At 54.4% G+C, this 11,881-nt stretch carries 12 protein-coding genes and 1 riboswitch; of the genes, 7 read left to right on the top strand and 5 right to left on the bottom strand.

Annotated elements, in window-relative coordinates; translation table 11 throughout:
- The first annotated feature begins 107 nt into the window (after positions 1–107).
- Positions 108–1,019, top strand: a complete 912-nt coding sequence (locus ABLV17_RS01120) for a LysR family transcriptional regulator (protein WP_113374380.1) — start codon at positions 108–110, stop codon at positions 1,017–1,019.
- Here the strand turns inward: ABLV17_RS01120 and ABLV17_RS01125 are convergent.
- Positions 1,016–1,438, bottom strand: coding sequence for a universal stress protein (locus tag ABLV17_RS01125; protein WP_113374381.1), 423 nt, complete (start codon positions 1,436–1,438; stop codon positions 1,016–1,018). The two genes, ABLV17_RS01120 and ABLV17_RS01125, sit on opposite strands and share 4 nt — an antisense overlap.
- Positions 1,439–1,579: 141 nt before the next feature.
- Positions 1,580–3,556 (bottom strand): alkyl sulfatase dimerization domain-containing protein, encoded by a 1,977-nt coding sequence (locus tag ABLV17_RS01130; protein ID WP_113374382.1) that lies wholly within the window; start codon positions 3,554–3,556, stop codon positions 1,580–1,582.
- A gap of 214 nt (positions 3,557–3,770) precedes the next feature.
- On the opposite strand from ABLV17_RS01130, the gene ABLV17_RS01135 reads away from it, so the two are divergent.
- Positions 3,771–4,406 carry a helix-turn-helix domain-containing protein gene (locus ABLV17_RS01135; protein ID WP_308958215.1) on the top strand — a complete coding sequence of 212 codons (636 nt, stop codon included), beginning with the start codon at positions 3,771–3,773 and terminating at the stop codon, positions 4,404–4,406.
- 45 nt (positions 4,407–4,451) lie between these two features.
- Here ABLV17_RS01135 and ABLV17_RS01140 read toward each other — a convergent pair whose 3' ends face one another.
- On the bottom strand, positions 4,452–6,428 hold the full coding sequence (locus ABLV17_RS01140) for an alkyl sulfatase dimerization domain-containing protein (protein WP_113374384.1): 1,977 nt from the start codon (positions 6,426–6,428) through the stop codon (positions 4,452–4,454).
- 283 nt (positions 6,429–6,711) lie between these two features.
- Entirely contained in the window at positions 6,712–7,140 is a 429-nt protein-coding gene (locus ABLV17_RS01145; protein ID WP_308958217.1) for a hypothetical protein, read from the bottom strand.
- Between the two features lie 312 nt (positions 7,141–7,452).
- Between ABLV17_RS01145 and ABLV17_RS01150 the strand changes: the two genes are divergently transcribed.
- The 5 genes from ABLV17_RS01150 to fbaB all read left to right on the top strand — a co-directional run bounded on the left by ABLV17_RS01150 (position 7,453) and on the right by fbaB (position 11,243).
- On the top strand, positions 7,453–7,911 hold the full coding sequence (locus ABLV17_RS01150; RefSeq protein ID WP_308958218.1) for an STM2901 family protein: 459 nt from the start codon (positions 7,453–7,455) through the stop codon (positions 7,909–7,911).
- Positions 7,905–8,234, top strand: coding sequence for a DUF1493 family protein (locus tag ABLV17_RS01155; RefSeq protein ID WP_032714951.1), 330 nt, complete (start codon positions 7,905–7,907; stop codon positions 8,232–8,234). Before ABLV17_RS01150 ends, ABLV17_RS01155 begins: the two co-directional genes overlap by 7 nt.
- Positions 8,235–8,340: 106 nt before the next feature.
- Positions 8,341–8,437: riboswitch (TPP riboswitch) on the top strand.
- 34 nt (positions 8,438–8,471) lie between these two features.
- Positions 8,472–9,245 (top strand): hydroxyethylthiazole kinase, encoded by a 774-nt coding sequence (gene thiM, locus ABLV17_RS01160; protein ID WP_348854052.1) that lies wholly within the window; start codon positions 8,472–8,474, stop codon positions 9,243–9,245.
- On the top strand, positions 9,242–10,042 hold the full coding sequence (thiD, locus tag ABLV17_RS01165) for a bifunctional hydroxymethylpyrimidine kinase/phosphomethylpyrimidine kinase (protein WP_087860194.1): 801 nt from the start codon (positions 9,242–9,244) through the stop codon (positions 10,040–10,042). Before thiM ends, thiD begins: the two co-directional genes overlap by 4 nt.
- A 148-nt stretch (positions 10,043–10,190) precedes the next feature.
- Complete coding sequence (fbaB, locus tag ABLV17_RS01170) at positions 10,191–11,243, top strand: class I fructose-bisphosphate aldolase (protein WP_015365768.1); 1,053 nt, start codon at positions 10,191–10,193, stop codon at positions 11,241–11,243.
- Between the two features lie 63 nt (positions 11,244–11,306).
- Here fbaB and ABLV17_RS01175 read toward each other — a convergent pair.
- The coding region (locus ABLV17_RS01175) for an MFS transporter (protein WP_348854053.1) at positions 11,307–11,881 on the bottom strand (575 nt) is incomplete at its 5' end.

Below are 11,881 nucleotides of genomic sequence, written 5' to 3' on the forward strand. Positions count from 1 at the left end.
GATAATGCGGATACTCTAGGGGCACAGCAAACGTTTGCCCAGATGAATAAATTTATCGCCCGATAAGCTCGGGTTATTCTGTATGACCACCGGTAGCGAACCTGACAATGAACGAACCCTGGCAACGTCTGCCCGCGCTCTCGCTAAAGCAACTGCAGTATTTTGTGACCCTGGCTCAGTTGCGCCATTTTACCGATACCGCCAATCGGCTGGCGATTAGCCAACCGGCGCTCAGCAGCGCGCTGCGGCAGATTGAAACCGTGATCGGCGGCAAGCTGGTCAATCGTACCGCCTCGGCGGTCACTCTGACGGAACTGGGGGCGGCGATTTTACCCCATGCCCAGCGGATACTGAGCGTGGCCCAGGCATCTTTTTTTGATATGCAACAGATCGTGGAAGCAGGCGGCGATGGCACGGTGCGTATCGGGCTGGTACCGTCGGTGAGCTCGCTGCTGTTTCCGCTGCTACCGCAGACCCTGGCGCAGGCCTTTCCGCGTCTGCGCATCGAATTTCATGACCAGACCAACGATGCGTTAATGCAGGCGCTGCAAAGCGGTGAGATTGATTTTGGTATCGGCGCGATCGACAGTTCGCTACCAGCTGAGCTACTGGTTTATCCGCTGCGCGAGGATCCTTTCGTGGCGGTGCTGCACAGCGACGATCCGCTGGCTGCGCAGCCAAATTTACCGTGGAAACAGTTGGTGGGCCGTGATATTGCCGTTTTTTCAAAGGGGAATATCCAGCGGCTGGTGTCGGCGCTGGTGGAAAGCCAGCGTTTGACCTTAACGACGCGTTACCAGGTAGACTATATCGAAACCCTTTATGGACTGGTGCGTTCGCGGCTGGCGGTGGCTATTCTCCCGGCGCTGTATACGACCTATCTGCACGATCCGGCGTTAAAGGTGGCGCAACTGCAGCAGCCGGCGCTGACGCGGACGGTGGCTCTGATGCGTGGGCCGCAGGCGCTACCGCCATCAATCGAAGAGTGTTTTTCTCTGTTACAGTCCGCATTGCGCTAGGGTAGGTGTTTTATGAGTACGTCCACTGTCAAATGGTTGATGTACTCCAGCGAGTGCGAGGACAGCATCCCCAGCAGCCGGTTATGGTGTCCGGCGATAATTAAATCGATATGGCGTTGTCGTACGCACTCTTCGACATCAGCAAAACGGCGGGTTGTCACCAGCGATAGCGTCTGTACCGGCAGGGCGACGGTCGTCGCTAGCTCGTTGAGCAGGGCTTTGGCCTGAATGACCTCTTGCGATACTTCATCATTCTGCAGGCTGTCGGATACGTAATTAAGCGCCCGGTAGTCGGTGCTGATGTGGGCGATGGTAATCCGCATCCCGTTTTCCTGCGCCATCCTGGCGGCGTGTTGTAGCAACGGAACACCATCAAGGCTGCTATTAATCAGTACCAGCGCATGGTGATAAACGGTCATATATACCTCCGCGCAATAAAACAGTCCTGAACTCATTTTGGGCCTGCGGCGAGGGGAACGCAAATCAGAACATGCGAGGCGAATGGATAAAAAAATCCCCCGCGGCCTACCAGGGCGCGAGGGAGATTCAGCGATTATCGCTTACGGGGTGACAATGTTGAACCAGAATTCAAATTTGTCCATGTAGCTCAGCATTTCATCGAGCTTAGCGCCATTGCCGCTAATCTTGACGTCGCCCTTGTCTTCAGCCTGCTTCAGCGTTTCCTGTTTCAAAATGATCTTGTTCAGGGTATCGCGATTCAGAGTAATGCTGGCGTCGGCATCGTCCGCTACCGCATTCGCGGTGTGGTTAAGTACGCCATTTTCCAGTTCCAGCTTGTACTTACCGCCGTCTTTACCGAGATCGATGTTGAAGACCGCTTTTGCCGCGCCGGCTTTCTGGCCGTTGATATGTACGCCCAGGTAGTCGAAGAACATTTCTGGGGTCATCGCGCGCACGGTATCCGGGCTGGCGGTGTTAGGCGTCGGGAGTTTCTGTACGCCGTTACGCAGTTCCTGCGCGCCGGTCAGGTAGAAGTTACGCCAGGTACCGGCTTCCGCCTGGTAACCTAACTGCTCCAGGGCATCCGCTTCGAGGTTACGCGCATCGGCATTCTGCGGGTCGGCGAAGACGATTTTACTGGTCACCTGCGCGACCCAGCGGTAGTTCCCCTGCTGATAGTCGGCTTTGGCTTTCTGCATGATGGCATCGGCGCCGCCCATGTATTCAACGAACTTCTTCGCAGCCTGTTGCGGCGGCAGCTCGTCGAGGGTTGCCGGGTTGCCATCGAACCAGCCGAGGTAGTAAACGTAGGTCGCTTTCACGTCGTGGCTGACGGAGCCGTAATAACCGCGGCTCGACCACTGTTTCTCCAGCGATTCCGGCAGCTTGAAGTTAGCGGCGATTTCATCGCGGGTCAGCCCTTCGTTGGCCATACGCAGGGTCTGGTCGTTGATGTAACGGTACATGTCGCGCTGGCCTTTCATCAGCTTGATAATGTTGTCGTTACCCCAGGTCGGCCAGTGGTGCTGGGCGATAATGACTTCAGCATCGTTGCCCCAGCGGTCGATCGCGGCGTTAATATATTTTGACCACGCCAGCGGATCGCGGATCTTCGCGCCGCGCAGCGAGTAAGTGTTGTGCAGGGTATGGGTAACATCCTCTGCCGCTTCAATCATTTTCTTCTCTTTGACATACCACAGCATTTCCGACGGCGCTTCGGAACCCGGCGCCATCATGAAGTCGTAGGTCAGGCCATCAATCACTTCCTGCTGGCCGGTTTTGGTGATGTAGTTGGTCGGCTGGAGCAGCGTCACGGTACCCGCCGAGGTGGTGGTGCCAAGACCGGCGCCGACCTGGCCTTTGGCGTCAGGCTTCAGCAGGTTGCCGTACATATAGCTGGCGCGACGGCTCATCGCGGTACCGGCCATAATGTTCTCGGAAACCGCTTCTTCCATGAATCCTGCCGGGGCGTAGATTTTTACTTTGCCGGCCTTCACGTCGGCTTCATCAACCACGCCACGAATGCCGCCGTAGTGGTCAACATGGCTGTGGGTGAACAGGACGGCGACAACCGGCTTTTTACCGCGGTTGGCGTAGTAGAGATCCATCGCTTCTTTCGCCGGCTCGGCGCTCAGCAGCGGGTCGATAACGGTGATCCCTTTTTCCCCTTCGATGATGGTCATGTTGGAGAGATCGAGATTACGGATCTGATAAACCCCGTCGGTGACTTTGAACAGGCCGCCGATATTAATCAGCTGCGACTGGCGCCACAGGCTTGGGTTAACGGTATCCGGGGCTTTTTCACCTTCTTTGACGAAGTCATATTTTGCCGGGTCCCAGATAACGTTGCCTTGCTCGCCTTTAATCATGGTCTGCGGTAGCGCGGCGATAAAGCCTTTATGCGCGTTATCGAAATCAGTTTTATCGGCAAACGGCAGTTTATTGTACAGCGCGTTATTTGCCTGCTGAGTTGCCGGAGTGGCGTCCTGCTGCTGAGCAGCTGCGAAGGCGGAAAGCGACAGCGAAGTTAAAACACCGGCCAGAGCCAGATGTTTAGCGATCTGATTTAATTTCATTGCATGGCCTCTTAGATTATTTGTTCCGCTATCAATGTTTAATATCAGCGGATAATTCAAATGCGGACTAATTACTGGCCATTTTAAAGCGAATACTTTGCGTTGATAGTCCCATATGGGACTGGTCATTAGTGAGAAAATAATCATCTCGAATCCGCTATCACTTCGCTGCTATACTCGATACCACGGCAGACGGCGCAGCAAGGGGCATAGCGTGAATTTTCAGGATATCCATAGCTATTATCAACAACTCAACATTGATGCCTTTTTTCCGCAAATAATGGCACAAGGGGAGACCCTGACGGTTGCGGCAAATAAAAAATTAGCAATTCAGCCTGGATATATTTATTTTTGCACTGAAGGTTCGCTATCAATATTAATGCCGGAGAACGGCCTTCATATTGGTAATTCCATTGAGTATATGCCGATTGGGCTTATGGAAAGATATTGCCCGCTGGCGAAGTTTGAATATATCGGCAGCGCGGCGGTGAAGCTGGTTAAAGTCACTTATGAGATCTTTGACCAAATCTTTTTACACGGCGGTCCTGAACGCGTGCAGGAGCTGGCGACCATCCTTACCTATATGTCGATTTTTACTATCGATCTTCATAACGAACGCCGGCAGATGACCAGCTACCAGACTATCAGACCGATGCTGTTTCGCTATCTCTATCGCCAGAGTACCCATCAGGGGGAAAACGAAGGCCTGGCGCTGTTTATTATTAAGCGCACAAATCTGTCGCGCACGCATGTTTTTCGGGTGCTGGCGGATCTGAAAGCCGGGGGCTATATCACGATGAAGCGCGGCAAACTGGTTTCCATCGACCGACCATTGCCGGAAGCTTACTAGCAAAGAGGGAAAACTCCCGCGACCGAGCGCCGCGGGAGCAGGGTATTATGGCGTAACGATGTCGAACCAGAATTCGAACTTGTCCATATAGCCCAGCATTTCATTGAGCTTATCGGCGTTACCGGTGATTTTCGCGTCGCCGTTATCGACGGCCTGCTTCAGCGTCTCCTCTTTGAGGATGATCTTATTCAGGGTGGCGCGGTTGAGGGCAACAGTGGTATCGGCATCTTTCGCTTCCGCGTTGGCGGTATGGTTCAGTACGCCGTTTTCCAGTTCCAGCTTATACTTGCCGCCGTCGCTGCCGAGATCGATATTAAAGACCGATTTCGCGTTACCCGCTTTCTCGCCATTGATATGTACCGCCAGATAGTCGAAGAACATTTCCGGGGTCATCGCGCGCACGGTATCCGGGCTGGCGGTGTTCGGGGTTGGCCCTTTCACCACGCCGTTACGCAGTTCCTGCGCGCCGGTGAGGTAGAAGTTACGCCACGGGCCGGATTCCGCCTGGTAGCCTAACTGTTCAAGGGCATCAGCTTCCAGATTACGCGCATCCTGGTTTTTCGGATCGGCGAAGACGATTTTGCTGACGACCTGGGCTACCCAGCGGTAGTTACCCTGGTCGTAATCCTCTTTCGCTTTCTTCATGATGGCATCGGCGCCGCCCATGTAATCGACGAATTTCTTCGCCGCTTCTTCCGGCGGCAGTTCGTCGAGGGTGGCCGGGTTGCCGTCGAACCAGCCGAGATACAGCACGTAGGTGGCTTTCACGTCGTGGCTAACAGAGCCGTAATAACCGCGGTTAGCCCAGGTGTTGGCAAGGCTATCCGGTAGTTTGAATTTAGCGGCGATTTCATCGCGAGTCAGCCCTTCGTTAGCCATACGCAGAGTCTGGTCGTTAATGTAACGATACAGGTCACGCTGGCTCTTCAGCAGGTTGACTACGTTTTCGTTGCCCCAGGTCGGCCAGTGGTGCTGAGCCATAATAATCTCGGCCTTGTCGCCCCAGCGTACGATCGCTTCGTTGATGTACTTCGACCACGGTAGCGGTTCGCGGATTTTCGCGCCGCGCAGTGAATAGGTATTGTGCAGGGTGTGTGTCACGTCTTCCGCGGATTCAATCAGTTTTTTCTCTTCGATGAACCACAGCATTTCCGACGGCGCTTCCGAACCTGGCGCCAGCATGAAGTCATAGGTCAGACCGTCAATGACTTCTTTCTGCCCGTCTTTTTCAATGATATTGGTTGGGGCAATCAGGGTCACGGTACCCGCCGAGGTGGTGGTGCCAAGGCCGGCACCCACCTGTCCGGTAGCCGACGGTTTCAGCAGGTTGCCGTACATGTAGCTGGCGCGGCGGCTCATGACATTACCGGCCATGATGTTTTCTGCCACGGCCGCTTCCATAAAGCCGGACGGTGCGTAAATTTTTACTTTGCCGGATTTCACATCCGCTTCATCAACTACGCCGCGCACGCCGCCGTAGTGGTCAACGTGGCTGTGGGTGTAGATAACGGCGACAACGGGTTTCTTACCGCGGTTTTTGTAATACAGATCCATGCCCACTTTTGCGGTTTCCGCTGATACCAGCGGATCAACGACGGTAATGCCTTCTTTACCTTCGATGATGGTCATGTTGGAAAGGTCCAGATTTCGGATCTGGTAGACGCCGTCGGTCACCTCAAACAGACCGCTGATGTTAATCAGCTGCGACTGGCGCCACAGGCTCGGGTTGACGGTATCCGGGGCTTTTTCACCTTCTTTAATGAAAGAGTACTGCTGCGGGTCCCACACGACATTACCCTGTTCGCCTTTAATCACTTCGGTCGGTAGTGCGGCAATAAAACCTTTATGAGCATTGGTAAAATCGGTGTTGTCGGAGAAGGGGAGTTGGTTATAGAGGGCGTCGTTGGCTTGTTTGGTGGCGGCGGTCGCTTCTTTTGCCGCGACTTCCGCCCATGCTGACAAGCTAATCGATGATAGCAAGCCGGCAATGGCTAATCCTTTCACTATAGGGGTCAATTTCATTGGAATCCTCTTACCTTAATGGCGATTCACTCGTTAATTCCGATCTGACATGGTGTTACAACTTGTAACGCTTCTTTGAACTATAACCAATTGTTTACATTGAGCAAGTTTATGATTACAAAAAGAATACATTAGTTAAAAAACTACTCTCTCGTAGGTAAAATGAGATTTATCCAATGGGATTAATGCCGCTTATTTAGCGCGGCGTTTGACGTGTCGGCTACTGCGGGGAAGGGGGAAAAAGCAGCCCTTAGGCCGCTTTTAAATTAACAAGGAAGAGACGCTATTTGGCGTAGCCTAAAAATTTACCGTCCTGCATGACGGCAATTTTTCCGGATTGGTAGACAATAAAAACGTATAAACCCTGCGAATAGGTTTTCGCGTCAGTATTGCTTTCGTCTAAGGCCGCGGGTTTGCCATCAACTGTCAGCCCGGTTGAGTTTGTGACCAGCTTCATGCCATTGAAGACTTTAACTTTTTTGCTGGACTGCGCTTTCTGCACGGGATATAAAGCCTGCGCATTTTCCAGCGCCTGTTTCTCCGCTGCGGCGTTCACCGCAGCCTGTTTGTTTTGTTCCGCAATATAACAGGCATCTTTACTGATCCCCTGTGCTTCGCACTCGGCCATACGCTGCGCCGGTGAACTGCAACCGGTCGCGATGGCTGCGCTGAGTACCAGCAGCAGCAACATAGAAACGTGTTTCACTTTCATCATTAACGACCTTAGTGTCGAAATTATTTTTAACATGTTATGCAACAAACTAACGGCAGCGGCGACTACTGCGGTTACTGTGTTCGCTTAGTTCATAACGCGTAGTAACTATGTCGTATGGTTATTAAGTGAATTGTGATCTAAATCAACCGCCGCACGGATAGCTAAAATTTTGTGTAATCGCTTACATGGCGCAGGAAAAAGGGGCGTCTCTGTGGCAAACGTACAAGGATGATACAACGACGTGTAATGACGGTATGCAAATCAGCCCTTATGATGGCGCTTTCTGCAAGGATCATAAGGGATTATGAAGTGGATACTGTTGAGGAAATAAATGGAACATACTTTTTTGCGGGGCGTTTAAACCTTACCGCCTCAGAACTATTTTTCATGGTCTTTGTCTTCAATACTGCTGATCAATTTGGTATCAAAGATGTTGCCTCTGTATATGCACTGTATGCGGGTATAAATGATCAGGCGACACGGGCTAAACCTGGAACGGCAATTCCTGGAACATCCAGACTATCGAAAGGTGCCAGACGAGTATTTGGCAATAGAATGTTCCCATTTGGGTTAAAAATGCCTACATGGATTGGCGGTTATACTCCATGGACTGTAAAAAGGAGGATGGTGAGGAAAATTGTAACGTGGGTGGGACGGACTATTCCCCTCATTGGTGAAGTGATCATTGTGGCTGATGTATCGCAGATCATTTACAACACGATCATTGAATACAATACCATCGCGCGGGGCAACGATAAGCTATGGTAGAAGATATCGAAAAACGCGTCATCAAGTTGTTCACTATTCGTAGTGGGACCTATATCCTCAGGAACAAGAAATACGCTACATACACGGCAGACTCGAGCATTCATTTTGATGTCCAGTTAGATCAAGATGACGTTGAAGAGTTAGTTGAAGACTATGCAAAAGAGTTCAACGTCGACATGTCGAATTTCCATCTTGAAACGTACTATCCCGAAGTCAATTTTTCATGGAATCCATTTAAAAAGCCTGAACCAGTAGATGTTCCAGAGTTCACCATTGATATGTTTATCCAGTCTGCCAAAGCCGGGAGATGGCTGTACGATTAAGGGACATATCGCCGGGAGATATACCGCTTTTACCGTTTACAAGCCTTACCGCTGGCATTACTATCCTGATTAGATATTAACGGAACGTTAGTCGCCATTTTTTGTACCAAATGACTCGGGGTGCCCTTCTTTGTGAAGGCTGAGAAATACCCGTACCACCTGATCTGGATAATGCCAGCGTAGGGAAGTCAGAGACCGCATGGTCTGCGCTGCTTCCTCATCTGGCGGGAGCAAACCATGCATCAACCGCTAAACCCGGCGCATATCGCGCACCTACAACAGCTTTTCCGCACCTCTTCGCCGCTTGTTCACTGTATGACCAATGATGTGGTCCAGACTTTCACTGCCAACGTGCTGCTGGCTATCGGCGCCTCGCCGGCGATGGTGATTGACCCTACGGAAGCCGCGCAGTTTGCCGCCATCGCCGATGCGCTATTGATTAACGTCGGGACCTTAACCGTTGAGCGCGCCAACGCGATGCGCGCGGCGGCGCAGAGCGCCCGGCAGGCTGGAAAACCCTGGACGCTGGATCCGGTTGCCGTCGGTGCGCTGACGCTGCGTACCGATTTTTGCCATGAGCTACTGGAACTGCGGCCTACGGCGATTCGCGGCAACGCCTCGGAAATCATGGCGCTGGCGGGGAGCAGCGGCGGCGGGCGCGGCGTCGATACCACCGACAGCGCGGCCGCCGCGTTACCCGCCGCCCAGGCGCTGGCTCGTAAGCTTAATACCGTGGTCGCGGTGACGGGCGAGGTGGATTACATCAGCGACGGCGAGCGCACGCTTACCGTGAGCGGCGGTGATGTCCTGATGACGCGGGTGGTCGGGACCGGCTGCGCGTTATCCGCGGTTGTGGCGGCAAGCGCCGCGATGCCCGGCGATCGGCTGCAAAACGTGGCTGCCGCCTGCGGCCTGCTGAAAATGGTGGGAGGTGAAGCGGCGCGACACGGCGGCCCCGGCAGTTTTATCCCGGCATTCCTCGACGCGTTATACGCGGGGGTGTCGGCATGAAGCGGATTAACGCCTTAACCATCGCCGGCACCGACCCCAGCGGCGGCGCCGGGATCCAGGCCGACCTCAAAACATTTTCCGCGCTCGGCGCTTACGGCTGCTCGGTCATCACCGCGCTGGTGGCGCAGAATACTCGCGGCGTGCAGTCGGTGTATCGTATCGAACCTGACTTCGTGGCGGCGCAGCTGGATTCGGTGTTTAGCGACGTGCGAATCGATACCACGAAAATCGGCATGCTGGCGGAAACCGATATCGTTGAAGCGGTGGCGGAGCGTCTTGCTCGCTACCAGATTGCCAACGTGGTGCTGGATACCGTGATGCTGGCGAAAAGCGGCGATCCGCTGTTATCCCATTCAGCCATTGCGACGCTGCGTCAGCGCCTGCTGCCCCACGTTTCACTGATCACCCCGAATTTGCCGGAGGCCGCGGCGCTGCTCGATGCGCCGCACGCGCAAAGCGAGCGCGAGATGTTGGAGCAAGGCAGAGCGCTATTGGCGTTAGGCTGCGGGGCGGTATTAATGAAAGGCGGACATCTGGACGACGCCGAAAGCCCGGACTGGTTGTTCACCCGTGAAGGGGAACAGCGCTTTACCGCGCCGCGCGTGCTGACCAAAAACACCCACGGTACCGGCTGTACGTTATCTGCCGCGCTGGCGGCGCTGCGTCCGCGCTATGCCGATTGGGGACAAACGGTCGCCGAAGCGAAGGGCTGGCTGTCGGCGGCGCTGGCGCAGGCCGATTCGCTGGAAGTGGGGCACGGTATCGGCCCGGTGCATCATTTCCACGCCTGGTGGTAAATGGCAGTGAAACGAGACAGCAGAATCTACTGAAAAAACGCGCTCCCGGCTGGAAAATATGCTAACTCGGTACCAGGCTTAACCTGCCCATAATTTTTGGGTTGGGATAAAACATGCTGGCTGCGGCCAGCACTTACGGGAGATAGCTATGACTGATATTACGCAGTTGCTTGGCAAAGATGCCGACAGCCTTTTACAGCACCGTTGTATGACTATTCCAGCCGACCAACTCTATTTACCGGGAGCGGATTACGTCGACCGGGTGATGGTGGATAACAACCGCCCGCCTGCGGTGCTGCGTAATATGCAGACCCTCTACAATACCGGGCGCCTGGCGGGAACGGGGTACCTTTCCATTCTGCCGGTCGACCAGGGCGTAGAGCACTCGGCGGGCGCGTCGTTCGCCGCCAACCCGCTCTACTTCGATCCGAAGAATATCGTGGAACTCGCCATCGAAGCCGGCTGTAACTGCGTGGCTTCTACCTATGGCGTACTGGCCTCGGTATCGCGCCGCTACGCGCACCGCATTCCATTCCTCGTCAAGCTCAACCATAACGAAACGCTGAGCTACCCGACCGAGTATGACCAGACCCTGTACGCCAGCGTCGAACAGGCGTTCAACATGGGCGCGGTTGCGGTTGGCGCGACGATCTATTTCGGCTCCGAACAGTCGCGTCGGCAGATTGAAGAGATCTCCGCCGCCTTTGAACGCGCGCACGAGCTCGGCCTGGTCACCGTGCTGTGGGCCTATCTGCGCAACCCGGCATTCAAAAAAGATGGCGTCGATTACCACGTGTCCGCTGACCTGACCGGCCAGGCAAACCATCTGGCCGCCACCATTGGCGCTGATATCGTGAAGCAGAAAATGGCCGAGAATAATGGCGGCTATAAGGCGGTGAACTTCGGTTATACCGACGATCGCGTCTACAGCAAGCTGACCAGCGATAACCCGATCGATCTGGTGCGCTATCAGCTGGCGAACTGCTATATGGGCCGCGCCGGGTTGATTAACTCCGGCGGCGCGGCGGGCGGCGAAACCGATCTCGCCGATGCGGTGCGCACGGCGGTGATCAATAAACGCGCCGGCGGCATGGGGTTGATCCTCGGTCGTAAAGCCTTTAAGAAATCGATGAGCGAAGGCGTGAAGCTGATCAATGCGGTGCAGGATGTCTATCTGGACGGCAAAGTCACCATCGCGTAAGGCAAAAATCCGGGCGCGAGGCCCGGATTGACTATTTTACTTACCCCGGTCTCCGGGGTTTTTTTATGATTTTACTGCGCTGACGTTCAGCGGTTCAGCCGCTTCGCTGGTAGCAAAACCGGGCTGCTCAACGCGAATAAACGGGCACAGACAAAACGCCAGCAGATAGAGCGCGGTATAAGCCACCACCACGCCGATGGTGCTGAAGTGCGGCAGCAGCACCACCGCAATCGCCGGCGCGAGGAAGTTCGACAGCCCGGCCGACAGGTTATAGACCGAAATCGCCGCCCCTTTATGATTTGGCTCCAGCGCCGGGAATACCGCCGCCATCGGCACAAACGCCGCGACGAAAATCCCCAGCGCAATCGCCGGCACCAGCGCCATGGCGAAGTTATGGCCGAAGTGCTGCGGCAGGTAGTAAAACGCCAGGCTCGACAGCGCCATGCCGATGCAGCCGAACCAGCGCACCACTTTCATCCAGCCCATTTTCTCCGCCACAATCCCCCAGAAGACGTTGGAGAAGATGGTGGTGAAGAAGAACGCCGCCCACACCTGCAGCCATTCGGAAGTGGTGAAACCGAGTTCATCGACGAACATCATCGGCATGACCACCGCGAAGCCGAACAGCGACAGGGTGT

This window comes from Klebsiella sp. CN_Kp091 (genome assembly GCF_040065095.1).
Lineage (GTDB): Bacteria > Pseudomonadota > Gammaproteobacteria > Enterobacterales > Enterobacteriaceae > Klebsiella > Klebsiella aerogenes.